This is a genomic window from Micromonospora sp. HUAS YX12 (assembly GCF_040215685.1).
GTDB lineage: Bacteria > Actinomycetota > Actinomycetes > Mycobacteriales > Micromonosporaceae > Micromonospora > Micromonospora tulbaghiae.
In genome coordinates, this window is sequence record NZ_CP157974.1 from 1,769,284 (window position 1) to 1,794,747 (window position 25,464).

Annotated in this window: 22 protein-coding genes; 6 read left to right on the forward strand and 16 right to left on the reverse strand. The window is 72.8% G+C overall.

Going from position 1 to position 25,464, the window contains the following annotated elements:
* Positions 1 to 62 precede the first annotated feature (62 nt).
* Positions 63 to 923: a DNA-formamidopyrimidine glycosylase family protein gene (locus tag ABIH81_RS08805; RefSeq protein WP_349879834.1), complete on the reverse strand. Its 861-nt coding sequence runs from the start codon at positions 921 to 923 to the stop codon at positions 63 to 65.
* Positions 924 to 947: 24 nt separating this feature from the next.
* Here ABIH81_RS08805 and ABIH81_RS08810 point away from each other — a divergent pair, with 24 nt between their 5' ends.
* Positions 948 to 2,216: a glycosyltransferase family 4 protein gene (locus ABIH81_RS08810; RefSeq protein WP_349879835.1), complete on the forward strand. Its 1,269-nt coding sequence runs from the start codon at positions 948 to 950 to the stop codon at positions 2,214 to 2,216.
* Between the two features lie 58 nt (positions 2,217 to 2,274).
* On the opposite strand, the gene ABIH81_RS08815 is transcribed toward ABIH81_RS08810, so the two are convergent.
* From ABIH81_RS08815 to ABIH81_RS08830, 4 genes are all read right to left on the reverse strand, one after another.
* Complete coding sequence (locus tag ABIH81_RS08815; protein WP_349879836.1) at positions 2,275 to 2,997, reverse strand: CDP-alcohol phosphatidyltransferase family protein; 723 nt, start codon at positions 2,995 to 2,997, stop codon at positions 2,275 to 2,277.
* Positions 2,972 to 4,039: an iron-containing alcohol dehydrogenase family protein gene (locus ABIH81_RS08820; RefSeq protein ID WP_349879837.1), complete on the reverse strand. Its 1,068-nt coding sequence runs from the start codon at positions 4,037 to 4,039 to the stop codon at positions 2,972 to 2,974. Before ABIH81_RS08820 ends, ABIH81_RS08815 begins: the two co-directional genes overlap by 26 nt.
* On the reverse strand, positions 4,027 to 4,758 hold the full coding sequence (locus ABIH81_RS08825) for a phosphocholine cytidylyltransferase family protein (RefSeq protein ID WP_349879838.1): 732 nt from the start codon (positions 4,756 to 4,758) through the stop codon (positions 4,027 to 4,029). The genes ABIH81_RS08820 and ABIH81_RS08825 overlap by 13 nt, the downstream gene beginning before the upstream one ends.
* 70 nt (positions 4,759 to 4,828) lie before the next feature.
* A complete protein-coding gene (locus tag ABIH81_RS08830) occupies positions 4,829 to 5,284 on the reverse strand; it encodes an NUDIX domain-containing protein (RefSeq protein ID WP_349879839.1) in 456 nt (151 codons plus the stop codon).
* 112 nt (positions 5,285 to 5,396) lie between these two features.
* Between ABIH81_RS08830 and ABIH81_RS08835 the strand changes: the two genes are divergently transcribed.
* Entirely contained in the window at positions 5,397 to 5,789 is a 393-nt protein-coding gene (locus tag ABIH81_RS08835) for a CBS domain-containing protein (RefSeq protein ID WP_013289279.1), read from the forward strand.
* A 99-nt stretch (positions 5,790 to 5,888) separates the two neighbouring features.
* Here the strand turns inward: ABIH81_RS08835 and ABIH81_RS08840 are convergent, their stop codons facing one another.
* The 9 genes from ABIH81_RS08840 to ABIH81_RS08880 form a co-directional block, all read right to left on the reverse strand.
* The gene (locus ABIH81_RS08840) at positions 5,889 to 8,945 is read right to left on the reverse strand and encodes a malectin domain-containing carbohydrate-binding protein (RefSeq protein WP_349879840.1); all 3,057 of its coding nucleotides are present in this window, start codon (positions 8,943 to 8,945) and stop codon (positions 5,889 to 5,891) included.
* A gap of 218 nt (positions 8,946 to 9,163) precedes the next feature.
* Complete coding sequence (locus ABIH81_RS08845) at positions 9,164 to 10,207, reverse strand: glycosyl hydrolase (protein WP_349879841.1); 1,044 nt, start codon at positions 10,205 to 10,207, stop codon at positions 9,164 to 9,166.
* A gap of 144 nt (positions 10,208 to 10,351) precedes the next feature.
* A complete protein-coding gene (locus tag ABIH81_RS08850; protein ID WP_349879842.1) occupies positions 10,352 to 11,284 on the reverse strand; it encodes a sulfotransferase in 933 nt (310 codons plus the stop codon).
* Between the two features lie 28 nt (positions 11,285 to 11,312).
* Entirely contained in the window at positions 11,313 to 12,926 is a 1,614-nt protein-coding gene (locus tag ABIH81_RS08855; protein ID WP_349879843.1) for an oligosaccharide flippase family protein, read from the reverse strand.
* Positions 12,893 to 13,756 (reverse strand): sulfotransferase, encoded by an 864-nt coding sequence (locus ABIH81_RS08860; protein ID WP_121683229.1) that lies wholly within the window; start codon positions 13,754 to 13,756, stop codon positions 12,893 to 12,895. Before ABIH81_RS08860 ends, ABIH81_RS08855 begins: the two co-directional genes overlap by 34 nt.
* Positions 13,757 to 13,773: 17 nt before the next feature.
* Positions 13,774 to 14,979: a hypothetical protein gene (locus ABIH81_RS08865; protein WP_349879844.1), complete on the reverse strand. Its 1,206-nt coding sequence runs from the start codon at positions 14,977 to 14,979 to the stop codon at positions 13,774 to 13,776.
* Positions 14,979 to 16,463 carry an O-antigen ligase family protein gene (locus ABIH81_RS08870; RefSeq protein WP_349879845.1) on the reverse strand — a complete coding sequence of 495 codons (1,485 nt, stop codon included), beginning with the start codon at positions 16,461 to 16,463 and terminating at the stop codon, positions 14,979 to 14,981. The genes ABIH81_RS08865 and ABIH81_RS08870 overlap by 1 nt, the downstream gene beginning before the upstream one ends.
* Positions 16,460 to 17,467 carry a DUF3048 domain-containing protein gene (locus ABIH81_RS08875; RefSeq protein ID WP_349879846.1) on the reverse strand — a complete coding sequence of 336 codons (1,008 nt, stop codon included), beginning with the start codon at positions 17,465 to 17,467 and terminating at the stop codon, positions 16,460 to 16,462. Before ABIH81_RS08875 ends, ABIH81_RS08870 begins: the two co-directional genes overlap by 4 nt.
* Positions 17,464 to 19,287, reverse strand: coding sequence for a Wzz/FepE/Etk N-terminal domain-containing protein (locus ABIH81_RS08880; protein ID WP_349879847.1), 1,824 nt, complete (start codon positions 19,285 to 19,287; stop codon positions 17,464 to 17,466). The genes ABIH81_RS08875 and ABIH81_RS08880 overlap by 4 nt, the downstream gene beginning before the upstream one ends.
* 498 nt (positions 19,288 to 19,785) lie before the next feature.
* Here ABIH81_RS08880 and ABIH81_RS08885 point away from each other — a divergent pair, with 498 nt between their 5' ends.
* Genes ABIH81_RS08885 through ABIH81_RS08900 form a run of 4 tightly spaced genes read left to right on the forward strand, consistent with a single transcriptional unit; the run spans position 19,786 to position 22,752 of the window.
* A complete protein-coding gene (locus ABIH81_RS08885) occupies positions 19,786 to 20,262 on the forward strand; it encodes a polysaccharide biosynthesis protein (RefSeq protein WP_013289269.1) in 477 nt (158 codons plus the stop codon).
* The gene (locus ABIH81_RS08890) at positions 20,262 to 20,843 is read left to right on the forward strand and encodes a glycosyltransferase (RefSeq protein ID WP_349879848.1); all 582 of its coding nucleotides are present in this window, start codon (positions 20,262 to 20,264) and stop codon (positions 20,841 to 20,843) included. The genes ABIH81_RS08885 and ABIH81_RS08890 overlap by 1 nt, the downstream gene beginning before the upstream one ends.
* Positions 20,840 to 21,841: a sulfotransferase gene (locus ABIH81_RS08895; protein ID WP_349879849.1), complete on the forward strand. Its 1,002-nt coding sequence runs from the start codon at positions 20,840 to 20,842 to the stop codon at positions 21,839 to 21,841. Before ABIH81_RS08890 ends, ABIH81_RS08895 begins: the two co-directional genes overlap by 4 nt.
* Positions 21,838 to 22,752, forward strand: coding sequence for a glycosyltransferase family 2 protein (locus ABIH81_RS08900; protein WP_210943051.1), 915 nt, complete (start codon positions 21,838 to 21,840; stop codon positions 22,750 to 22,752). The genes ABIH81_RS08895 and ABIH81_RS08900 overlap by 4 nt, the downstream gene beginning before the upstream one ends.
* A gap of 61 nt (positions 22,753 to 22,813) precedes the next feature.
* Here ABIH81_RS08900 and ABIH81_RS08905 read toward each other — a convergent pair whose 3' ends face one another.
* Together ABIH81_RS08905 and ABIH81_RS08910 are read right to left on the reverse strand one after the other, a co-directional pair.
* Positions 22,814 to 24,454, reverse strand: coding sequence for a hypothetical protein (locus ABIH81_RS08905; protein WP_349879850.1), 1,641 nt, complete (start codon positions 24,452 to 24,454; stop codon positions 22,814 to 22,816).
* 101 nt (positions 24,455 to 24,555) lie between these two features.
* Positions 24,556 to 25,434 (reverse strand): 3'(2'),5'-bisphosphate nucleotidase CysQ, encoded by an 879-nt coding sequence (locus ABIH81_RS08910; RefSeq protein ID WP_349879851.1) that lies wholly within the window; start codon positions 25,432 to 25,434, stop codon positions 24,556 to 24,558.
* Positions 25,435 to 25,464 lie beyond the last annotated feature (30 nt).

Sequence of the window (25,464 nt, forward strand, 5' to 3'; positions counted from 1 at the left end):
GGCGGACCGGACCTTCCGCGATCGCCGGTCGATTCCGCTCGGTAACCGGCGAATGCCATTACTCACCGTACGAGCCGGGACAACCTTCGGTCAGCCAGCGGCTTGCCGCCGGTCTGACAGGTGGGGCAGTACTGGAGGCTCGAATCGGCGAACGAGACCTCCCGCACGGTGTCGCCACAGACCGGACACGGCAGTCCCTTGCGGGCGTGCACCTTCAGCCCCGAGCGCTTCTCGCCCTTCAGCTCCGCGGCCCGCTGCCCCATCGACCGGCGTACCGCGTCGCCGAGGACCGTGCGCGTCGCCGCGTGCAGGCCGGCGAGCTGTTCGTCGGTGAGCCGGTCGGTGATCGCGAACGGCGAGAGCCGCGCCGCGTGCAGGATCTCGTCCGAGTACGCGTTCCCCACCCCCGCCAGCACCGCCTGGTCGGTCAGCACGCCCTTCACCTGCCCCCGGCGGCTGCGCAGCCGCTCGGCGAATGTCGGCAGGTCCGCCTCCAGCGCGTCCGGCCCGAGCTTCGCCACGCCCGGCACCTGCGCCGGATCGGTGACCAGGTAGGCGGCCAGCTTCTTCTGGGTGCCGGCCTCGGTCAGGTCGAAGCCGGAGCCGTCGTCGAGGCGTACCCGCACCGCGATCGGGCCCTTGCCGGGCCGCAGCGGGGTCGCCGACGGGAACGCCTCCCGGTAGTGCAGCCAGCCCGCCCGGGCCAGGTGGACCACCAGGTGCAGTCCCTCGTCGAACCGGACGTCCAGGAACTTGCCGTACCGGCCGGCGCCGGTGACGGCACGGCCGGCGACGGCGCTCGGCGGCGGGTCGTACGTCTTCAGCGCGCTGATCGCGGCGACCTCGAACCGCTCGACGCGGCGGCCCACCGCACGCTCGCGCAGGTAACCGGCGAGCGCTTCCACCTCCGGAAGTTCGGGCACGGTACAACGGTAGCCTTCTTTCCCGTGAGAATCGTGGTGGCGCACAACCGGTACCGGGAGGCCCAGCCCTCCGGCGAGAACACCATCGTCGACGCGGAGATCGCCCAGCTCGCCGCAGCCGGCGTGGAGGTGCTGCCGTTCCTGCGCAGCTCGGACGAGATCCCGTCGATGTCGAAGCCGGCCAAGGCGCTGCTGCCGATCTCGCCGATCTGGGCCCCGAAGGCCCAGCACGACCTCGACCGCCTGCTCACCGAGCACCGGCCGGACGTGTTGCACCTGCACAACCCGTACCCCCTGCTCTCGCCCTGGGTGGTGCGGACCGCGCACAAGCGCGGCGTGCCGGTGGTGCAGACCGTGCACAACTACCGGCAGGTCTGCTCGTCGGGCCTCTACTTCCGCGACGGCGTGATCTGCCAGGACTGCCGGGGGCGGACGCTGGGCGTACCGGCGATCGTGCACCGCTGCTACCGCAACTCCCGGGCGCAGAGCGCGCTGATGGCGACCACGCTCGCCGTGCACCGCCCCACCTGGAAGTCGGTGGACCGGTTCGTCGCGCTCACCACGGCGGTCGCCGATCATCTGCGCGACTACGGCATCCCGGACGAGCGGATCGTGGTCAAGCCGAACGCGGTACCCGACCCGGGCACCCCGGCGCCGGCCGGGAACGGCTTCCTCTTCATGGGCCGGCTCAGCCCCGAGAAGGGCCTGGACCTGCTGCTCTCGGCGTGGCGGCGGCACCCGGTGGGCGCGCTCGGCCCGCTGCGCATCGCCGGTGACGGCGAGCTGCGTCCGCTGGCCGAGGCGGCCGCCGCGGAGCGGCCCGACGTGCTCTACCTGGGCCAGCTCGACCGTTCCGGGGTACGCGCGGCGCTGGCCGACAGCTCCGTGGTGCTGGCCACCTCCACCTGGCACGACGTGCTGCCCACGGTGATCATCGAGGCGCTGGCGGCCGGTCGGCCGGTGCTCGGGACCGCGCTCGGCGGCATTCCCTACCTGGTCGGCGCGGACACGCCTCGCGAGCCCGCGGGCACCGGACCGGCCGAGGTGGCCACCGCGGCGCCGGGCGACGGGAGGGTTCCGCTGCCGGTGGGGGTGCAGCGCGGCGAGGCCGGCTGGGTGGTGGCGCCGGAGGTCGACGCGCTGGCCGCCGCGCTGCCGCTGGCCGGCGCCGAGGCGCGGGCGCTCGCCGGTCCGGCCCGGTCCCGCTACGAGCGCACCTTCCACCCCGACGTCATCACGAAGCGCCTGATCGACATCTACGCCGGCCTGGCCGGAGGCCGTCCCGCGCGCTGACCCCAGGTGTTAGGAAGGGCCCCTTTCAATGCACGAGGCGTTAAGAAGGGGCCCTTCCTTACCGCAGGGCGGCGCGGGCGGAGAACGCGATGCTGGCCAGCAGGAAGCCGCCGTTGACGACGGTGAACGCCACCATCACCCAGAACGCCAGCGCGGGCGCGAAGGCCAGCACCAGGCCGGCCACGAAGATCACCGCCCCGTAGTCGCGGACCAGCTTGACCAGGCGTACCGGGAGCGAGGTCGAGGTGACCATGCTCGCCGCGTTCGGCCCGGACTGCATCACCGAGGTCACCAGGTTGACCATCCAGGTGCCGGCGAACACCGCCACCAGCCAGACCGGCGTGGACGGGCGCTGCGCCACCGCTGTCGCGCCGATGGCGGCCACCAGCGCGATCTGGGCGGCCACGTCGCAGAGCACGTCGATCCGGGCGCCGGCCGCACTGCCCTGACCGGTCACCCGGGCGAGCTGCCCGTCGGCGCAGTCCAGCGCGTACGCGATCTGCCAGGCGACCAGGGCGACCAACCCGACCGCCCAGGCCGGTACGGTGCCGGCGGCCACGTCGTCGGCGAGCGCCACCACAGTGACCGAGGCGGCCAGTCCCAGCACCAGGTTCGTGAGCGTCAGCGTGGTCGGGCGCAACCCGAGCCGCTGGGCGGCAAGCGCGAAGGCCGCTCCGATCCACTGGCTGATCGACTCGCTGAACAGGCCGCCTCCCCGGTTGACCCGGTGGAAGTCGGCGACGGTGGGGCGGGGCTCAGCCAATGTGGTCGCGGAGGGCACCGGCGTAGTCTGCCAGCCGCTCCCGCGTCTCGGTAGCCGACATCGCGAGGTGTTCGAGGATGGTGTAGCGGTCCGGTCGGGTGGCCGGCGCGAACTGCACCGCCTCGACGAACTGGTCGTCGGTCAGCTCGACCTCGGCGGGCAGGCGGGGCAGCCCGTGCCGGGTCAGGCAGGCCGCCATCTCGGCGAACCGGCGCTCGTCGCCACGCAGGTACGTGCAGAACAGCGCGCCGAGCCCGGCCAGTTCGCCGTGCGAGGCGGTGCCGGGGAACAGCGCGTCGATGGCGTGCATGATCTCGTGGCAGCCGCCACTACACGGCCGGCTGGTGCCCTCGATCGCCATCGCCAGGCCACTGGAGATCAGCGCGTCGGCGAGCACCGTGACGAAGCCGTCGTCGCTCATGTCGCCCGGGTGGTTGAGCACCGCCTCGGCGCCGGCGCGCGACAGCGAGGCGGCCAGCCCGTCGACCCGCTCACCGCGTACCCGCCGGGCGAGTTCCCAGTCCGCGAGCGCGCTGATGTTGCTCACCACGTCGCCGATGCCGGCCCGGTTGTGCCGCTCCGGCCCGGCCTCCACGAAGTCCAGGTCCACGATCACCGCGATCGGGATGTGCACGCCGTAGGAGCCCTTCAGGCCCTCGGTGATCAGGCTGGCCACCGGGGAGGCGATGCCGTCGTTGGCGAGGCTCGTCGCCACCGACACCATCGGCAGGCCGCGCCGGGTCGCGGCGTACTTGGCCACGTCGATGGTCTTGCCGCCGCCGATGCCGACCACCGCGTCGTACGACCGGGTGCGCAGCTTCGCCCCCAGGTCGTCGGCGGCGTCGAGCGTCCCCCCGGCCACTGTGAACACGTCCGCCGAGCGCAGCGACGGCCGGATCAGCTCGGCGATCCGCTCGCCCTGCCCCGGCCCGACCACCACGGCGACGTCGCCGCCGGCGGAGATCCGCCCGTCGGAGAGGATCGCCGCCAGATCGGCCACCGCGCCCCGCCGCACGTCGATGTGCAGCGGGGTGAGGACGCTGCGGGCTAGTAGCGGCACGCGATCTCCCGCGCCCGGGCCAGATCGGCGTGGTTGTCGACCTCGACCCAGGAGACGTCACCGATCGGGGCCGCCCGCACCTCGCCACCACGCTCGGCGAACTCCTGGTAGCCGTCCTCGTAGTAGAGGTTCGGGTCACGCCGCCAGGTCGCCTCCAGCGCGTCGGCGAGCGGCACTGCCACCTGCGGCTCGATCAGCGTCGCGCCGATGTACTCGCCGTACGCCTCGCCCGGGTCCATCAGCTTGGTGATCCGGGTGAGCTGGCCGGCGGCGTCGAAGGTGGTCTTCATCTCCTCCTCGGCCAGCGGCTTGAGCGTGTCGACGGCGAGCAGGATGCCCGGGCCGCGCTCGGCCAGCAGGGTCTTCTCCACGCTCACCGGGTGCACGGTGTCGCCGTTGACGAGCAGCACCCCCCGGGAGAAGTGCTCACGCGCCAGCCAGAGCGAGTACGCGTTGTTCCACTCCTCGGCCCTGTCGTTGTGGACCAGGGTGAGCGTGACGCCGTACTTCTCCTCCAGGGCGGCCTGGCGCTGCCGCACCGCGTCGGCCGCGTAGCCGACCACGATCACGACCTCGTTCAGCCCCACCTCGGCGAGGTTGCGCAGCGCGATGTCGAGGATGGTGGTCTCCCCGTCGACCGGCACCAGGGCCTTGGGCAGGGTGTCGGTGTACGGCCGCAGCCGGCGCCCCGCTCCCGCGGCGAGCACCATCCCGATCATGCCGACACGCTCCTCTTCTCGACCCGATTCCACCCGGCGAGGATATCGCCGGGCACCGACCCGCATTGGTTCAGCCCGTCAGCCCGATCGAGCGCAGCGCGGCGAAGCCGTCCTCCGCGATCCGCCGGATCAGCCCGTCGTTGACGTCCCGGTGCTCGTCGAGCAGCGCGACGTCCGACTCCGCCAGCCAGCGGAACTCGGTGTGCTTGCCGGCTTCCAGCCGGGGCCGGCTCAGGTCGCCGTCCACCCGGACCAGGAAGTCGGTTTCCACCCGGGTCAGCCCGTCGTCGGCGGTGTACCGGTATTCGCCGACCAGGCCGAGCACGTGCGACACGGCCCAGCCGGTCTCCTCGGCGACCTCCCGGCGCAGCGCGTCGTCGATCTCCTCGCCCGGTTCGAGGTGGCCGCCGACGATGTCCCAGCAGTTCGGGAAGAGGCGTCGCTCGGGGGATCGGCGTTGGATGAAGATGCGGCCGTCGTCGTCGACGATCAGCGCGCCGGCGCAGCGGAGGGGCTCGGTGGGCACCCTCCGACAGTAGCCATCCGGGCCGTCCGCGGCGATGCCCGTTCTTGTCCCGGTACGCATCGATGGCCCACCATGGCCGTACTCAGTCGCCGTCCCATAGGGGTGATGTGTGATGCAGGTACGGGAAGCGATGTCCAGCGAGGTACTCGTGGTCGGGCCGGAGCACACGCTCCGGCAGGCGGCCCGGATGATGTCGGCCCGCGGTGTCGGGTCGGCGGTCGTGATCGACCCGGACTCCGAGGGGGTCGGGATCATGACCGAACGCGATGTGCTGAAGGCGATCGGCGCCGGGCTCGACCCGGATGTCGAGCGCACCGGAGCACACCTGACCTGGGACGTCGTCTACGCCGGCCCGGACTGGACGGTCGAGGAGGCAGCCGCGGCGATGGCCCGGGGCGGGTTCCGTCACCTGGTCGTGCTCGACGGCCGGGAGGTGGCGGGAGTGATCTCGGTACGGGACCTGATGCGGGTCTGGGCGGGAGAGCACGCGCCGACCCGTACCTGATCCTCCCCGGCGCGAGCGGCGCCCGAGAAAGGGCGATGGCCCGGCCGATATCGGCCGGGCCATCGTCGTCATGCGTTTCGTTTCGGTCGTGCCCGCCCGTCAGGGGCCGACGAAGACCGAGGTGCCGCGCCAGTCCACGTCGTCGACGCCCGGACCGCTGCGCACCGTGGCGGAGCCGGTCGGCACGCCGTCGGACCACGCCATCGAGGACAGGTTGCCGGTGCTCCGGGAGACGACGTAGAGCGTGTCGCCGTCCAGGAACAGGCCGCCCGCGTCGGCGAAGGCGGTGGTGCCGGTGACCGTGTTGCGCTCGGCGCCGGCGGTGCCGGTGTCCGGCGCGAACCCGCGCCAGAACAGCGTGCTCTGACCGGCCAGCGAGTAGTAGATCCGTCCGGCCTTGTAGAACATCGCGGTCACGTTCGGCAGCTCCGCGGAGAAGTTGCCGGTCATGCCGGCGTACGTGGAGCCCTCCGGCGCGGAGCCGGTGACGACCGTGTCCCACTTGGCGTCGTGGTACGGGTCGAGCTTCTTCGGGGTGCCGAACTCGCTGCCGTCGAACGAGCGCTTGTAGAGGTCGCCGCCGACGCCGTAGAACAGGTCACCACCGACCCAGAACGCGCCCTTGATCTTCGACCAGCCGGTGTTGTCGCCGTTCTGCACCGACATCGCGTTGCCGACCGAGGTCGCACCGTCGTACGTGCGCTTGGTGATGCTGTCGACCGTCGTGGCCGGCGGCACCGGGGGCAGCTTGACGATCTCGATGCCCTGCACCAGCGGGTTCTCCAGGACGCGACCGAAGTCGATGTCGATGTTGCCGTCGCTGGTGATCGGGAACGCGCGCATGGTGCCCCGGTTGGTGGCGCCGATCGCGGCGATCGGGTCGAAGTTGCTCAGCTTGACCACGCCGTCGATCGACACGTTGAACTTGCGCTTGCCGGCGGTGGCGGTGCCGGCCCAGCGGTTCGCCAGGTAGAGACGCACCTGCACCGGCGTGCCGGCCGGGACCGGGAAGTCCCACTGCATGTCCGGCGCGGGCGACTCGTCCCACCGCTCCGCGTTGAACAGCTCGACCGGCGTACCCGACGGCACCGTGCCGTCGAGCGAGGCGTTCGTGGTGTAGCTGGTCACCTGGTTGCCGGCGTTGTGGTAGGTGCTCGGCGCGGCGGCGGTGTCCGCGGCCCAGGCCGGGCCGCTCGGCGCCGCCAGCTGGTCGCCACCCGCGTTGACCCGGTAGAGCACGTCCGAGGCATCCGGCGTGGGCGCGGTCTTGACGATCTCGATGCCGTGCAGCAGCGGGTTCTGAAGCACCCGGCCGAAGTCGATGTCGACCACGCCGTCGCTGACCACCGAGATGGACTGCATGGTGCCGCGGTCGGTCCCGCCGGCCGCGACGACCGGGTCGAAGTCGTTCAGCTTGAGCACGCCGTCGACGCTGACGTCGAACTTGCGGGCACCCGGCTTGCTCGTGCCGGACCAGCGGTTGGCCATGTAGATCCGGACGTCGACCCGGGTGCCGGCCGCGACCGGGATGTCCCACTGCATGTCCGGCGCGGTCGCCTCGTCCCACCGCTCCGTGTTGAACAGCGTGGCCGGCGTGCTCGCCGGCACGGTCGGGTCGAACGTCGCGTTCGTGGTGTAGCTGGTGACCTGGTTGCCCGTGTTGTGGTACGGGCTGGGCTCGGTGGCGCTGTCGGCGGCCCAGTCCGGCCCGCCGTCGGTGGCCGGGATGGCCGGACCACCGGCGTTGACCCGGTAGAGCACCTCGGTCTGCGCCGCGCGGCCGGCCTGGTAGACGTTGCCCGGCAGACCCTTCGTGCTGGTCGAGTGCGGGGCGTTGCCGCCGTCCAGCGGGAAGAAGGCGAGCCGCTTGCGCTGGTAGTCGAAGTCGCCGATGTACTCCTGGTCGCTGCCGAGCCAGAGTCCCTCCTGGGTCACCAGCATCTCGGTGACGCCGTAGCCGCGCGGGTGGCGGCCCGGGTTCCAGGACAGCGGCAGGCCGCTCACCGGGTCGAGAGCCGCGATGCTGGCCCGCGGCACCGCGCCCGGTCCGGCCTTGTCGCGGGCGAGCGGGTTGTTCGACCAGCGGAAGTGACCGCCGACGTAGACGGCCTTCTCGCTGATGCCGACGGAGAGGAAGGTGTCGCCGCCGCTGAAGTTCGTCCAGGTCGGCTTCTGGCCGTCGCCGGTGGCGGCGGTCTCCCAGCGGGCCGCGGAGTCGCAGAGCGTGCCCGGGTACGACGCGCCGGTAGTGACCACGACGAAGTACTTGCTGTCCGGGGAGAACTGGATGTCGCGCACCCACGAGTCGAACGCGGTGTACTTGCAGGCCGCGGAGTAGCCGTCGGTGTTCCAGTCGGCGACGGTCGCCGAGTTCGCGCCCAGGTTGATCCGCACGATCTGGTCGTGCACGACGCCGTCGGCCTTCTTGAAGTTGCCGATCACCACGAGGTGCTCGCCGTCGGGGGAGACGGCGAGCTTCTCCGTACCGACACCGGCCGAGGCGCCGTTGTTGGTCGGGGTCCAGTTGTGGTTCTCGGTCAGCGGCACGGTGAGGTAGTCGTCCACCGCGCCGGTGGTCGGGTTCAGCGAGGCCAGCCCGTTGCGGGTGGTCGTCGCGGTCACCGTGGTGAAGATGCCGCCGACCAGCAGGTGGCCGTCGACGAGCGCGATGTCGTTCACGGTGCCGTTGAACGCCGGGCCCTTGAACCCGTCGACGGGAGTACCGTCCGCGACGTTCAGCAGCGCCAGCTTGCGGAAGTTCTTGTCGCCGACCTTGTTGAACTTGCCGGCGACGTAGACAGTGCCCGGCGTCGGGCCGGCGATGACGGCGGTGACGTCACCGTCGAGCACCGGCGCGAACGCGTTGTCGATCTTCCCGGTCGCCTTGTCGAAGGCGAGCAGTCCGCGGCGGTCGACCGGGGTGGGTGAGGAACCCCGGTTCTGCACGTTGGTGAACGAGCCGCCGACGATCACCTTGCTGCCGGCGTCGTGGATGGCCACGACGTTGCCGTCGTTGATGTTCGGCGTCTTGTCCGAGGGCACCTCGCCGACCATCGTGCTGTGGTCGGGCGCGGGTGCCGTGGCCGGCGCGGCGAGCGCCGGCACCGGTGTGAACAAGGTGGCGATGCCGAGCACGGCAGCGCCGAAGGCGGACACCGAGCGGTGTCTCAGGATCGAGGAAGCCACAGGCTACTCCGGGGGGAAACGTCGGAGGCGCTGCGATCGTAGTCGGTGCCGACATGAGGCGGGGTGTCACTCGACCGACCGCAGACGTGAGAGCAATACCTTCTCGCATTCGGCCGTCGCCCGTCCACCCGGGTTCGGCCTTTTTGGCCGAGGAAACGCCCCGGGTCACACGAAAAGACGAGCGACGATCACCTGGTGTACACGGAGGGTGGTCCTGAGGAAACACTCAGGTCGGGCATCGGCGGCTGGAAGTACGGATCGGTCGCCATCTCCCGGAAGACCTGCTCGCTCTCCGGGTCGTTGCCGAACGTGCTGTCGTAGATCGGTTTCTCCGTCTGCCGGGCGGCGAAGTAGACAGCCGCCTTAATCTGCGGGTGCTTCTTCAGGTACGGCCCGACCTCGCGCATCCAGTCGGCCCGCTGGCCCGGCCGCCCGTCCTGGGTCAGGCCGTACTCGCCGATGATGACCGGCCGCGGATGCTTCTTGGCGAACGCCATGAAGTGGTCCATCCGGTTGGAGAAGCTGTTCCACTCCGGGCTGGGATAGACGTCCGCGCAGAGCCAGTCGACCTGGTCGTCGCCGGGATAGTAGGCGGCGGCCCGCCGCTGCGGCTCGGCGAACCCGTCGGCGTGCGGGCACCACACCCACGCCGCGTTGGTGACGCCCATCTCGGTGAAGATGCCGCGGACGTGCTTCCAGGCGGCGACGTAGTCCTCCGGCGAGTGCATGCTCGCGGCCAGGTTCGGCCGGTCCATCTCCCACCGGTAGCGCAGCAGCACCGGGACGCCGAACTCCTTGACGTCCTTCGCGCGCTGCCGGATCAGCGAGTCGTAGATGCCGCTGACAGTGGACCGGGTGTCGGTGCCCTGCCACGAGATCATCTGGAGCTTGCCCCGGGACTGGAACAACTTCTCGGTGGCGCTCGGGAACGGCTCGTTCCACTCGTGGAACATGTGCGCGATGGCGAGCTTGCCGCCGGCCGCCTGGTTGAACGCGTCGAACGCCGCGGCCCGCCCGCTGGCGTTGTGGTACTGCGGCTTGACCCAGGTGCCGAGCCAGGCCCCCTTCTCGGGCGGCTCCGGCCCGCGTCCGGTGGTGCGGACCGGCGCGGTCCGCGGTGTCACAGTCGGCGGGGGCGGCGCGGCGGTCGTCCCCTCGCCGGACCGTTCGGAGCCGATCTCACAGGCCGCCACCGCCGGCGCCAGCAACGCCAGGCCCAGCACGGCAGCCATCGTCAGTCGTAACCGTCGTACCACCGCAACCTCTCCCCAGGATGGTCGCCGGCCACGGTATGGGGGCCCTGACGGATCCGCGTGGGCGGAGAGGCACGCCGGGCCGGGCGGGCGACCCCTGGCACTCTACCTGTGGCGCGGCGCTCAGGCGGGGTAGCCGAGTCGGGTCAGCAGCGGCCCGGCCTGAGCCATCACGTCGGCCAGATCCGTTTCGGTCAGCCGCTGCCGCCAGCGGCCCACCGAACCCGGCCGCGCCTTGGCGAAGCGGGCGTGCAGCGCCTCCCGCCCGGCCGGGTCACGGACCTCCAGGAAGTCGGCCACGACCTCGGCCGCCTCGGCCGGGCGGGTGACGACGTCCTCGTAACGCAGGTGCCGCACCCGCTCCGCGGGCAGCTCGGCGAGCTGGGTCAGCGCGCTGCTGGTGAACCGCCGCCACATCCAGGCCGACCGGCCCAGGTCGGAGACCTGCGTGAACTCGTCGCGCCGCTCCGGCTCCACCCAGAACCGGGGCGTGGCACCCCACGGCGTACCGCCCCGGCCGCTGCGGCCGCTACCAGTGGACGCCGCGTTCAGCCAGGGCTGCTCGGCGTGCGACACCGCCACGTCCCGCCCGTCCCGGTAGACGTGCAGGAAGACCGCGTCCGGGAAGACCTCGGTCAGGAACGGCACGATGAAGCAGTTCTCCGGGTCCTTCTCGGCGAAGCGCAGGCCGCCGTGCCCGGACGCGGCGAGCAGCGCGCCGTAGTAGCCCCGGAAGTAGCGGGCGGCCCGCTGCGGCGTCCAGCTTCCCTCGTAGACACAGCGGGCGACGGCCTTGGTCAGGCGCGGCTCGAAGTGGTACGACACGTCCGGCAGCGCGCCGACGCAACTGCCGAGGAACGTGGTGCCGGAGCGCGGGGCGCCGAGGATGAAGATCGGCCGCTCCACCTTCAGGGTGAGCCGGCGGCTGCCCGCCTCCACCGGCCGTTCCAGCTCGCGGCGTTCCTTGCGGTCCGCCAGCAGCCCGACCGCGGCGAGCTTCGCGGCCTTCACCGTGGACAGGCCGGAGTGCGGGGCGAGGGGGGAGTCGCTTGTCATCGAAGGTCCCATCGGTGCGCAGGATCGGTCAGGACTGGGCGGCCGGGTCCGCCCCGGCCCGGTTACGGCCGCGGCGCAGGGCGCGCAGCGCGTCGAGGTGCAGGGTGCGCCGCCAGCGCCAGGCGCCCGCCAGGTACGCGACCAGGCCGGTGACCGTCACCAGCGCGAGCACCAGCGGACCGGCGCCGAGCAGGGTCGCCACGCCGAGCGGCAGGCCCAGCGTGACCACTGCCAGCGCCATCGCGGCCCGGGTACCGGCGCCGAACGGGTGCAGCCGCATCGACCACCAGAGCTGGGTCAGCGGCACCAGGTTGGTGACCAGGATGGAGACGGTCCAGGCCAGGGCCGCGCCGAGGATGCCGTAACGCGGAATGAGCACCAGGTTGCCGACCACGTTGAGCACGGTGCCGGTCATCGCGTTGTAGAACGTCCACGCGGTGCGCCCGGCCATGTTGAGCACCATGTCGACCATGCCGCAGCCGGTGGCCAGCAGCATGGTCAACGCCAGCAGCACCACGACCCGGCGGCCGTCGCCGTACCCGGTTCCGAACAGCGCCAGCATCGGCGTGGCGAACGCCGCGAAGATCAGGTACGCGGGCCAGGAGAGCAGGACGAGCCAGCCGGTGGCGGCCTGGTAGAGCTGGCGTGCCTCGGCCCGGTCGTCGCGGGCGAACGCGGCGGCCAGCCGGTGCTGGACCGAGCTGGACAGCGCGACGCTGGAGAGCTGACCCAGTGCCAGGAACCGGGTCGCGGCCGTGTAGATCGCCGCGTCCGCCGGGCCGCGCAACGCGCTGAGCAGCACGATGTCCAGCCGCTGCACCACGATCGCGGCCAGGCTGCTGATCGCGCGGGGCCCGGTGAACCGCCAGAACGGCCCGGCCACCTCGCGCGCCGGCACCGGCCGGGTCACCTGCCGCCCGGCCCGGCCGACCAACCGGCTCAGCCAGAACAGCGCGACCGCCGCGGCGATCAGGTACGGCACCACCCAGGCCAGCGGCAGCGCGACGGTGGCGGACAGGCCGAGCCACGCGGCGACTGCCACACCCAGGAACTGCACGAGCGTGCGGCCGAGCCGCTCCACGGTCAGCAGTGGGCGCATCTGGCCGAAGCCGCGGCAGGCGGCGAGCGCGTAGTCGTTCAGCGCGGCCAGCGGCACGAACGCCAGCAGGATGCGCAGCGCGGTCACCGCCTCCGGCCCGGCCTCCGGCATGGTGGCCCGGGCCAGCGCCGGTGCGGCCAGCCAGCCGGCCAGCCCCAGCAGCGTGCCGACCACCAGCACCGGCAGCAACCCGACCAGGATCGTGCCCCGGATCTGGTCACGGCGGTCGAGCGTGCGCTGGCGGCTGACGAAGTAGACGGTGCCGACGTCGGTGCCGAGCCGTGCCGCCGACGCGGCGATCATGAACGCGCTGGTGGCCGCGAAGAACATGCCCGCCTCGCGGACCGACCAGCCCCGGGCGATGACGATGTTCAGGCCGAAGCCGGCGACCGCGGCCAGCCCGACCCCGGCCAGGTTGGCGAAGCCCTGCCGGGCTGCGCCGCCCAGGCCCGCGCCCGGCCCGGGGGGCGGTGCGGTGAGCGTCGGGGTGCCGCCGGCGTCCGCCCGGGTCACCGCCGCCACGACGGCACGCGTCCCCACCACGCCGCCAGCCGCTCGTCGTACGGGGCGAAGTGGTCCTCCAGCCGGGTGCGCAGCTCCGCCGACATGGGCGAACGGGAACGCGAGTTGTGCTTGCCGAACGCGATGTCCGCCCAGCGGGGCAGCCCGAGGAAGTCACAGACCGCGTCGAAGGAGGGACGCGGGTCGGCGAAGAAGTCGTCGCTGTCGATGACGTGCATGCGGTCCCGGCCGACGAGCGCCTCCAGGCGCTCAAGCTGCTCGATGTAGCGGCCCCGGGCCAGGTACGCGTTGTGCTGGAGGTGCTCGCTGGCGTACGACGCGGAGCTGATCATCCGCTCCCGCTCGCCCGCCGTACGAGACTCCTCCAGCGCGAGCGCGCGCTCGAAGTCCGTCTCGGTCTCGTAGCCGCGGGCCAGCTCGTGCGAGTGTGCGGAGTAGGCCCGCTCCACCGGGTCACGCAGCAGCACCAGCAGCTTCACCGAGGGCAGGTCCCGGGCGATGCGCTGCCCGGCCAGCGGGTGGAACATGTAGTACGGGCTGGACTCGCCGGTGATCCCGCGTACCCCGATCTGGGCCTTCACCGCCTCGGCCTTGCCGGTGGTGGGGAAGTGCCCGAGGTACCAGCTCATCCCCCGGTGGTAGTCCATGTCGAAGTAGTGCACGCCCTTGTGGTACGCGGGCGGCAGCACACCGGGATGCTGCGAGAGCGTCTTGAACAGCGAGGTGGTGCCGCAGCGCTGCGCCCCCACGATCAGGAATCCCGGCACCATCCGCGAACCGGCGGTCAAGCGGCCGACCGTCCGGCTCACCGACTTCACCGCGCGGAGCGCCTGCTCCTTGGCCAGCGTCACGTCCCCACTCCTCACTCTCACCCGGCCCGGCGGGCCAGGTGTTCCTCGACGGCGGGCAGCAGCCAGGTGTCGACGTGCCCCAGTCGCGCACCCGCCTCCGCCTGCCGGTCCCGCAGGTAGCGCGCCGCCAGCTCCACCAGGTAGAGCACGGCGACCAGATCGGCGCCCCCGCCGGTCTGGTCGAACGGCGCCAGGGTGCGGCCGGCGCCCGCGATCAGCGCCCTTGCCGCCTCGACCGGTTCCACCCCGTCGTGGCTCATCGCGCTCTGCACCGCCAGATGCAGCGCGTCGTACCCGGCCGGCACGTCCGCCTCGAACCGCTCCCAGTCCCAGACCAGCACCCGGCCGTCGGCCAGCACCGCGCTGTTGCCGCCGTTCCAGTCCCCGTGCCAGGCGCCGAGGGCCACCACCGGGTCGGCGTCCGCGACGGACTTCAGCGCCGCGCGCAGCCGCCCGGCCTCCGGCCGGGGCCCGAGCGCGTCCACCGCCGCGGTGAGCCGGACCGCGTGCCCGCTGCCCGCCCACGACTGCCGGCGTACGCCGAGACAGCCGGCGACCGCCACCATCGCCGCGCGTTCGGCCGCCTCCGCGGCGGCCGGGGCGGCCCGGGGCAGCCGCACCGGCAGCGCCTCCTGCACCAGCAGCGCGTGGCCGTGCCAGTCGCCGTGATGGCGTACCCCGGCCAGGACCACCGGGCCGAGCGGCACCTCGGCGAGGCGGCGCAGCGCGTCCGCCTCCGCGTGCACCAGCGCGCGGGTCAGCGGGTCGACGCCGAGCTTGGCGTACCCGAGGGCCCGGCCGTCCGGGGCGAGCAGTTGCAGCACCGGCTTGCGGTTCGCGCGGGCCGGCCCGATGTGCAGGCTCACCAGCGCCGGCTCACCGAGCACCTCGGTCAGGTACGCGTCCAGCCCGCCGCCGTCGACCGCCAGCCGGTCGCGGAACACCAGCGGGCCCAGCCCGAGCCGGAACGCGGTGGACAGCCCCTGCCGGACCAGCTTGGCCTTGCGGCCGACCGCCTCGGTGGAGTGCCGGACCGCGCTCGCCGCCGCCCGGCCCGAGCCGGCCGGCACGAGCAGCCGGGGACGGGCCGCCGAGGGCACCACCACCCAGCCGGCGCCGCCGCGCCGCAGGCTGGGCTCGGCCGGCGCGGGCCAGATCAGCCCGGCCAGTTCACCGAGGTACGCGGCACGGCCGTCACCGTCCGGGGGTACGCGGAACACCATCAGTGGTCACCGGTCTTTTCCAGTCGGGCCCGTAGCCCGGCGATCGTGCCCTCGGGTGGCGCCGGCGCGAGCGACCGGCGGATCCGGTCGTTGCGGGCCAGCAGGGCGACCGTGATCAGGGCGTAGGCGAGTGTCGCTTCCATCGCACCGTAGGTGAACTGGAAGAACAGCATGAGGATGAGCACGAGCGTGCCGGCGATACCGATCGCGCTGTGGTCGCGCCGGTAGCGCCAGATGCAGTAGACGAAGAAGGCGTTGTAGCAGATGGCGCCGACCCAGCCCTGCCCGACGAGCAGCGCCCAGACCTGGCCGTTGCTGCCCAGTTCCCGGTTGCCGCACTGCTTGCAGTCCTCGGACTTGCCGATGGCGATGGACCGGTTGCTGCCGATCAGCGCCCGGTTGCCGCCGTACCCGAGAACCGGCGAATGGTTGGCCGCGCTGACCGCGCCCTGGGACAGCGTGGTGCGGATGTCGTCGCTGTGCCCGTTCTGGAGGCGTTCGTCGAAGGTGCGGCCGAGCGGTGTGGCGACGATCAGCACCCCGATCAGCCCGACCGCCAGGGCGAGCCCGCCGAGCACCACCATCCGGCCGCGCAGCGCGAGCCGCAGCGCGACGTACGCGGCGGCGATGCCGAGACCGATCCAGAGGCCGCGGTTCAGCGAGTAGACGATCGGGAAGATCGCCGCCAGGGCGATGGCCACGCCGGCGGTACGGCGCAGCGGCTTGCCCAGCACTACCCAGCCGACGATCAGCCAGATCAGCAGGATCGCGGTGTTCTGGCCCCACGAGTTCGTGTAGGTGAACGGCGCGGACGGGCGGGGCGAGCTGGCCTCCCCCTCGATCACCTGCTGCACCTGGGCGAACTTGATCTCCATGAGGGAGGTGACGTACGGGTGACCGGCGATCGACTGGGGCAGGACGAAGCGCAGCGGCGCGACGAAGGTGAGGTTCGGGAAGAGCGAGCCGATCCAGCCGCCCAGGACCACGACCACGCCCATGAACCCGAACAGCCGGACCATCCGGCGCTGGGACAACTCCCGCTGGCGCAGGTTGTAGACGTAGAGCATCGTCACGGTCATCGCGAGGTAGTTGGCGAGCCGGATGCCCCAGCCGATGTACTTGCCGCTGCCACCGGGCGGCAGCGTGTTCGGCGCGGTGAGGTCGAGGGTGAGCACGGACAGGAACACCCAGAGCAGCAGGATCATCCAGATCCCGAAGCCGGGCGGCACCCGCACCGGGCCGCGCTTGCGCATCTGCCAGATCATCGGCACCGCGAAGATGACGAAGACGAAGCTCGACACCCCGAGCACCCACCACAGCGGGTACAGCAGGAAGACCGCGATCAGCGGCCATGCCGTCGGCAGCCGCCACGACCAGGCCTCCGGCCGCACCGTCACCGGCCGGAGACGGTTCCCGTCCGGCGGCGACACCGCCCCGACCGGAACCGTCCCCCGCGCGGTGCGGGGCGGGGTGGCGGTGCTCATTTCACGGAGACCTTGGCGGTGGTCGGGGCGTAGATCACCCAGGCGTTGCCGGGCTGGGGACGCAGGAGGTCGCCGCCGGTGTCGGCGAGCGTGCAGACCATGCCGAGGCCGGGCTTGCGCCACCGGCCCTTCGCGCTGTTCGGCCCGGACACCGCGACCACGGCACCCTCACCGAAGACGTTCGCCGACGGCAGTGAGCGCGCCGACGGCTTGCGCACCTCCAGCGTGCGGTATTCCATCGTCAGCACGATGACGGAGGCGGCGGTCACGGTGACCTTGCCGACCTTGCCGGCCCAGAGGGACTTCGCCTGGTCGTACCGCCAGACCATCGGCGGCCCGCCGGCCACGGCGACGGAGAGTTCGGTGGCGGGGGCGAGGTCGCGGGCGGCGAGCGCGTCGCCCTCGGCGGCGTGGTCGATCGGCGGGGAGGGCGGCTGGCCGCCCTTCGGGGCGGCCTTGAGCAGCGCGGCGGTCGAGGTGTAGTCGCCGGAGAAGACCTTGCCGCCGTCGTCCGGCGTGACGCCGCCGAGGTCGGAGTTCTTGAACTGGGAGAGGAAGCCGGTGGGGCCGCCGGCGTAGCCGACGAACGGGCGCAGCACCGCGAGCGACCGGATGTCGACCGGCCGGATCTCGGTGACCGGACCGATCTTGGCGGCGTCCTTGGAGTGGAACACGGCGGTCAGGTGCAGCGTGTCGGACTCGGCGAACTCGGCGTAGACCAGGTCGGCGGCGTCCAGGCCGGCCGGGGTGGTGGCGGGGCTGACCCGCAGCGGCACCGCGACCGCCTGGCGGGTGGTCGCGGCCGTGGTGCCGACCGGCGCGCCGGTCAGCGGGCCGGTCGGCAGGGTCGGCGAGGGGCTGGCCGAGGACGGCGATGCGGTGACGTCGCCCGGGTCCGCCACCTGGACCTTGCCGGGCTTGGGCTCGGGTTCGCTGCATCCCGTCCCGACGCCGAGGACGACGGCGGGAGCGAGCGCGGCGCGGAGCATCTGCCGGCGGTTCACCCCAGGTCCTCGCCGGAGTCGAGGGCGTAGCTGCGGCCGTCGCCGTCACCCCGGGAGCGGTACGTGCCGCCGGTGCCGTTGAGCGGCGCCGGCTTGCCCGGGTTGCCCGGGTTCGGCGGCGGGGTGGCCTTGCCCGGTGCCGGCTTCGCCGGGGCGGGGCGGGACGACTGCATGCGCGGCAGCACCATCGTCGACTCGGCGGACGGGCCGGGGCTCGGCCGGGGCTTGGGCCGGTTGACCGGAGCCGCCGGTGCGCTCGATCCGCCCGAGGTGCCCGGACCGCCCGACGCCGCCGGGCGGGTGGCTCCGCCGGCCGGGAGGGGCAGGCGCGGGGCCAGCACGGCGCCGATCACCGGCGCGTTCACCTGCTCGAACTGCTGCAGGGCGGCGGTGATCTCGCCGCTGCGGGTCTTGCCCGCCTCGGCCACCATGATGACCGCGTCGACGTACCGGCCCAGGGCCTGTGCCTCCACGGCGTACGTGGGCTGCGCGGTCTCGATGATCACGTGGTCGAAGCGCGCGGACAGCTCGTGCATGATCTCCAGCAGCCCGGCGACCGGCAGCTCGACCTCCGCGTCCAGGTCACCCGGCACCAGCACGCGGAGCTGGCCCAGCCCCGGCACCGGCGCCAGCGCCTTGAGCGGGGGAACGTCGCGGCGCAGCACCGAGGCGAGGCTGTGCCGCCCCTCGGCCACGCCGGTGATCGCGCCCACCGTCGAGTCGGGCTTGGTGGTGATCAGCGCGACCTGCTGGCCGGTGCGCGCGTACGCGGCGGCGAGGTTGGCGGCGACGAATCCGGCGGCGGTGCCGGCCGAGGCGTCGCAGATCAGCAACTGGCGACCGCGCCCGCCCTGTGCCGGTTCGGGCACGGCGGACAGCAGCACGTTGCGCAGCCGGCCCAGCTCGCGGGAGACCCGGTGGGTGGCCGGCAGGACGGCCAGCGACGGCGCGCGCACCGGCAGTTCCAGCAGCAGCGGCAGGCCGACCCGGTCGGAGATGTCGCGACCGCGCCGGATCCGGGTGTCGAGCCGGTCCAGCACCAGCGCCAGCACGATGCCGAGCAGCAGGCCCGCGCCCATGCCGCTGGCGAGGTTGAGCGTGCGGTTCGGTGAGCTGGGCGAGTCGGGGAGACGAGCGTCGGAGATGATCTCGCCGGGGTCGGAGCCGGCCGAGACCAGCGGGCTGAGCCGGTTGTTCAGGCCGGTGATCTGGCTGGTGAGCAGGCTCCGTTCGGCCTCGGCCCGCTCCCGCTCGGGCGAGTTCGACGGCGACGCCGCAATCCGCCCGGCGACGGCACTGAGCTGCTTCTGCAGCTCGGCGATCTGCTGCTTGAGCGCGTTCGTCTCGTTCTCCAGCGCCTTCTGCGCGGTGGCCTTGCGCAGGTCCAGGTACGCCTGGGCGAACGCGTGCGAGCCCGACTGGGCGCCCTCGGGGCTGTTCGCCTCGTACGCCACCTGGAGGATCTGGCTGTTCGGCGGCACCTTGACGGTCACCGACTTGACGAGCTGGTCGGCGCCGGTGTCGACCTTCATCAGCGCCTTCGCCCGCTCGGCCACCACCAGGGAGCGGACCACCTGGGCCTCGGTGTCGAGGTTGACCTTGGCGTTGGGGTTGCTCTCCGCGCCCGAGCCGAGCGGGCGCACCAGCAGCGAGGTGGTCGAGGTGTAGCGCGCCTCCTGGATCTGGTTGAGCGCGAGCCCACCGGCCAGCCCGAGGACCGCGGCGAGCAGCAGGATCCACCAGCGGCGGCGCAGCCAGCCCAGGTATGCCATCAGGGCAAGACCGTCGGCGTCGCTCTCGGCCAAATGGGGTGAGGGCATCAGAGTCTGTCGCTCCCTTTCGACCGAGCCGGGCAGTCCACGGCACAGCTGGACCTGACCGTGGCCTTGAGTGTCCCCGATCCGAACGACGAGGGAAAGTCTGCTCACGTTCCGGTAAGCCTGCCCGGGTGTGGGCAGCCCGCGTAGAAATGGCCGATCGGCGCTGACCATTCGGCGGGTTTCCCGGTGCCGGGCCCGACCTGCCCCCGGTAAGCCGACGTCGCCGACGGCTCTCGTGCGGAGCGGTGACGGAATCCTGACACATCTCACTTTCTCCCGGTGGCCCGGCCCGGCCGCCCGGAGGCATCGGGCTGACCTGGACGGTGACCGGCCGGTGCACATCCCAGTGGCGGGAATCGAGAGGTGAGCCGACCGGCGAGCCAGGATCCGTCCAATGGCCCCTTCAGTTGCCCATGGGCGCGCCAGTAGGTTGTCAGGACGCGTCCGAGGGGCATTCACAAAAATCCGGACGCGTCATCCGCGTACGGGAGGACTTTTGTGGTGAGCGGGTCAACCGAGGACTCGGGGCAGGTCCTGCTGGTGGGTTCCAGTGGCGGGCACCTGGCCCAGCTCCTGGCCCTGGAGCCGTGGTACCGGGATCGGCGCCGCGCATGGGTAACGTTCGACACCCCCGACGCGCGCTCGCTGCTCGCCGGTGAGGACGTGGTCTGGGCGCACCACCCCACCACACGCAACGTCAAGAACCTGGTACGCAACGCGTTCCTCGCGCTGAAGGTGATCCGCCGGCGCCAGGTCGACGCCGTGGTCACCACCGGCGCCGGGGTCGCCCTGCCGTTCGTGGTGGCGGCCCGGATGCGCAAGATTCCGACCGTCTACATCGAGGTGTACGACCGGATCGACAGCGCGACGCTCACCGCCCGGCTCTGCCGTCCCTTCCTCTCCGCGATGCTCGTGCAGTGGGACGAGCAGCGCCGGATGTACCCGGAGGCCACCGTCGTGGGGAATCTCCTCTGATGGCGCACATTCCGCAGCAGCGTGACCGGCGTTCCGCGGCACCGTACGTGCTGGTCGTGGTCGGCACCGACGTGCACCGCTTCGACCGGCTGGTCGGCTGGCTGGAGCGCTGGCACGCGGCCCGGCCCGAGGTCCGGCTGGTCCTCCAGTATGGCCACAGCCGCACCCCGGCCCTGCCCGGTGCCACCCCGTTCCTCGGCCACGAGGAACTCCAGCGGGCGATGGCGGAGTCGACGCTCGTGGTCAGCCACGGCGGCCCGGCCACCATCACCGAGGCCCGGCGCAACGGTCACCTGCCGATCGTGGTGCCCCGCGACCCGTCGCACGACGAGCACGTCGACAACCACCAGCAGTTGTTCTCCCGCCGCCTGGGCGCGGCGGGCATGGTGCGGCTGTGCGAGTCCGAGGCCGAGCTGCTCGCCGCGCTGGACGAAGGGCTGGCCGACCCGAGCCGGTTCGTCCTGGCGGCCGACCCGAGTCGCCCGGACCCCCGTGCCGAGGCGGTCGCCCGCGTCGGCGCGGTCATCGACGAGCTGGTGGCCCGCCGGGTACGACAACGAGCCGTCGGGCGGCGCGGATGAGCGCCCCCGATCCGGCGCCGCCGCGGGTGCTCTTCGTCGGCGGCCTCGGCCGCAGCGGTTCCACGCTGCTGGAACTCCTGCTGGCGCAGAGCGCCGACGTGTGTGCCGTCGGTGAGGTGGTGCACCTGTGGGAGCGGGCGCTCGGCGCCGACGAGCGCTGCGGCTGCGGTGAGCGGTTCACCGCCTGCCCGTTCTGGCGGCAGGTCGGCGACCAGGCGTTCGGCGGCTGGGCCGCTGTGGACCGGGACGACGTGCTGGCGCTCAAGGACCGGGTCGACCGGACCCGGCACATCCCCCGGCTCGCGAAGGACGCGCTCCCGCCGGAGCAGCTGGCCGACGTACGCCGCTACGCCGACCTGTACACCCGGATCTACCGGGCCGCGCTGTCGGCGACCGGCGCCCGGGTGGTCGTGGACTCCAGCAAGCACGCCTCACTCGCCTTCGCGTTGCGCTGGGCCGAAGGGCTGGACCTGCGGGTGCTGCACCTGGTCCGGGACAGCCGGGCGGTGGCGTACTCGTGGGGCAAGCAGGTGCGCCGCCCCGAGGTGGTCGACGGCGAGGACTTCATGCCGACCTTCTCGCCGTTCGAGGTGAGCAAGCTGTGGACCGCGCAGAACGCCGCGTTCCACCTGCTCGCCTCCCGGGCGAAGGTGCTGCGGCTGCGGTACGAGGACTTCACCGCCGACCCGGCCGGCACCGTACGCCGGGTGCGGGACTTCGCCGGCCTGCCGGACGACCCGGCCGCGCTGCGCATCCTGTCCGGGGCCGACGAGACCGGCGCGGCGCCCGAGCCGGCCGCGCCGTTCCGGGCGCACAGCGTCGCCGGCAACCCGCTGCGGTTCAGCGGCGGGCCGTTGACGGTGCGCCGGGACGAGGCGTGGCGGGACCGCCTGCCGCGCCGCAGCCGTGCCGTGGTCAGCCTGGCCACGCTTCCCCTGCGGGTCCGCTACGGCTATCTGGGCCAGCGGGGATCCGACGAGTCCGTGGAGAGAGCATGAGTGGGCCGAGCATCTCGGTCGTCGTACCGACCCGGGACCGTCCGGAGTTGCTGCGTGCGGCGCTCGACGCGATCCTCAGCCAGGCGCACCCGGGCCTGATCGAGGCGATCGTGGTCTACGACCAGTCCGAACCGGACCGGTCGCTGGAGACCGACCGGGGTGACCGCCGGATCCGGGTGATCACGAATACCCGTACCGCCGGGCTGGCCGGCGCGCGCAACACCGGCATCGAGGCGGCCGTCGGCGACTGGGTGGCGTTCTGCGACGACGACGACGAGTGGTTGCCCGGCAAGCTGGCCGCCCAGTTCGGGGCGCTCGACGCGCACCCGGACGGCGCGCTGGTGAGCTGCGGCATCCGGGTCAGCTACGACGACCGTACGGTGGACCGTTCGCTCGACCGTGCCCGGATCTCGCTGGAGGCGCTGCTGCGTGACCGGCTCACCGAGCTGCACCCGTCCACGTTCCTGATCCGCCGGGCCGCGCTGCTCGACGCGATCGGGCTGGTGGACGAGCAGATCCCGGGCAGCTACGCGGAGGACTACGAGTTCCTGCTCCGCGCCGCCCGCTACGCCCCGCTGGTGAACGTGGAGAGCCCGTACGTGCTGGTCCGCTGGCACAAGCGGTCCTACTTCGCGCAGCGCTGGGAGACCATCTCGACCGCGTTGCAGTGGCTGCTGCGCCGCTACCCGGAGTTCGCCACGGTGCCGCACGGCGAGGCGCGGGTGGCCGGGCAGATCGCCTTCGCGCAGGCGGCCATGGGCAACCGGCGGGACGCGGTCCGCTGGGCCCGGCGCACACTGGCCCGCAACCCGAAGGAGCCGCGCGCCTACCTGGCGCTGGCGGTGGCGAGCCGGGCGGTGCAGGCCGACCGGGTGCTGCGCACGCTGCACAAGCGCGGCCGGGGCATCTGAGCCGTACGCGAAACGGGCGGGCGACCGAGGTCGCCCGCCCGTTGCCGTTCGCTCGCCGGTGTCAGGCCGTGCAGAAGGACTTCCACGCCTGGATGCTCGGCTGGTCGAGCAGCCGGAAGTCGCCCTGGTCGACCGTCTGGTTGTAGTACGCCACGAACTCCGGCCGCTGGCCGTTGAGGAAGCCGGTCATCGACCGGATCCAGGCCGCCCGGCCGGTGCCCGAGTCACCCGGGACCAGGTCGCTGCCGGTCTCCGCGACGCCCCACGGCTTGCCGAGCGCCTTGGACTTGCTGATCATCGCGCTGTAGATCTCCTGCGGCGGGGCGTACCGCTTCCACTTGGCGCCCCAGTTGTAGCAGTCCCAGCCGAGCGCCTCGATCACGTCGCCGCCCGGGTAGAAGGCGTCGAAGCTGCGCCCGGACTTCGGGTCGAGCGTCCAGCACATCAGGATCAGCGTGTTGATCAACTTGGGGTTGCCGGTCCGGTCGGCCAGGCCGGCGATCCGCTTCCACGCCGTCCGGTACGCCGCCGTGGTGAACGCGCCGCGCTCGACGTCGTCCTCCGGCTCGTGGAAGTACGACCAGTAGACGTTGTGCTCGCGCGGGATCGAGGCGAACCAGGAGGTCAGGCGGGAGTCGAACTTGCCGGTGTTGACCTCCTGCGGCGACGCCTTGAAGGACACCACCACGGTCCGGTCCACCACGTCGGCCCGGCTGCCGGACCAGGCCGGCGGCAGGCCGGGGAAGAAGATCCGGGCCATCCTCAGCTTGCCGAAGGTCCGGTCGGACCGGGCGAGCGCCTGGCCGAACGTCTCCCCGTTCTGCACACCGATCGAGGCGCCGGGCAGCGTCAGTCGCGTACCGGTGAAGCCCGGCCCGGCGTCCGCGGAGGCCGACGGACGCGCCGAGGGCTTGCTGCCGAGGCCCTGGTCGGCGCCCGGGGACGCGCCGGGGGTGGCCGGCGTGCCCGGGCCCATCGAGGTCGCCGGCCCGACCGAGCCCGGCGTCCCGCCCGCCTGCCGGTCCGTCGAGTCGGGTCGCAGCGTGGCCACCGCGACCCCGCTGCCGGCCACGGCCAGCGCCACGGCCGCGGCGATGGCGACGCGCCAGCGCCGCCGGGAACCGCCGGGTGACGGCGCAGGCGCCGGGGCGAGCGGCGGCGCGGGCGGCCCGCCCGGCCCGCCGGTGGCCGGTCCGTGCGGAACGCCCACCGGGGGCGGTCCGGTCAGGGTGGCGGTCGCCGTGGTGCCCGCACCCCAGCCCGCATCGCCCGCCGGCCCGGCCCCGCCGGCCCCGCCGGGCCCGTCGTGCGGCGTCCAGCCGTTGTGGCCGTCCGCCGCCGGGCCGGCCTGCGTGGCCCAGGCGTCGTCGTGTCGCTCGCCCTGCGGCCAGGCGGTGTCGCCGTGGCCCGGCGGCCCGTGCTGCGGCCAGGCGCCGTCCTGCTGCGGCGCCCAGCCGTTCGTCGTGCCGGGCGCGGCGTCCCAGCCGGCCGGGTCGTGCCCCGGCCCGTCGTGGTGACCGGCGTCGTGCCGGTCGCGCTCGGGCCAGGGCAGGTCACCGCCCGGCCCGGCCGGTGGTGGTGGCGTGCTCTCCGCCTCCGGCCAGGGCAGCGAAGGGCCGCCCACCTGGCGCGGAATGTCCTGACCCGGCCACAGGCCGGTCGGCTGCCCGAAGGCATTGTGCGGCTCTCGGTCGGCCGGCATGACCCTCCCTGGCTGTCGGCGGCCCGCGGTCGGGGCTCAGATCGCCACGCATACCTGCCTGACGATAACCCTCATCCACCTGGCCGTACGTACCGTGACACTCAGCCGAACGCCTCACCCTGGTTGTCGGTGACGGTCGAAGCGGGCATCTCGACCCCGGTCCGGGCGATCGCGTCGAGCAACTGGTCGGCCAGTTCGGGCCGGCAGACCAGCAGATCGGGCAGGCGCGGGTCGGCGCGGTTGTAGCGCAGCGGCGAACCGTCGATCCGGGACGCGTGCATGCCCGCGCCCAGCGCCACGGCGACCGGGGCGGCGCTGTCCCACTCGTACTGACCGCCCGCGTGGACGTACGCGTCGACCTCGCCGGTCACCACCGCGCAGACCTTCACACCGGCCGAGCCCATCGGCACCGCCGTGGCGCCGAGCATCTCGACCAGCTCGCCCACGAACGCCGGCGGGCGGCTGCGGCTCACCGCGATCCGGATCGGCCCGTCGGACGGCTTCGGCTGCGGGCAGGTGGTGCCGAGCACGACCGGCGTACCGTCCACGGTGGTCCGGGCCGGCATGCCCACCGCGCCGGCGACCAGGGCGCCGTCGGGGGCGGCGGAGCGCTGCCAGAGCGCCACGTGCACCGCCCAGTCGTCCCGCCCCTCCTCGGAGAACTCGCGCGTGCCGTCCAGCGGGTCGATGATCCAGACCCGGTCCGCCTCGTGCCGGGGTGCGCGTTCGCCGCCGGCCCACGCGCGGCGCGAGTCGGCCTCCTCCTCGGAGAGCACCGCGTCGGCCGGCCGCAGCCGGGCCAGCGCCGCCGTCATCAGCTCGTGCGACGCGCGGTCGCCCGCGTCCTTGAGCGCCTTCGGGTCGGCGAAGCCCTGCCGGTCCCGCAGCGCGGTGAGCGCCCTGCCGGCCTCGGCCGCCAGCCACTGCGCGAACCGCTGGTCGTCGAGCCGTCCCGCCTCGTCCTCGGTCACGAGCCCCATCCCTTGTTCTCCCGGGTCTGCCGCGACCCG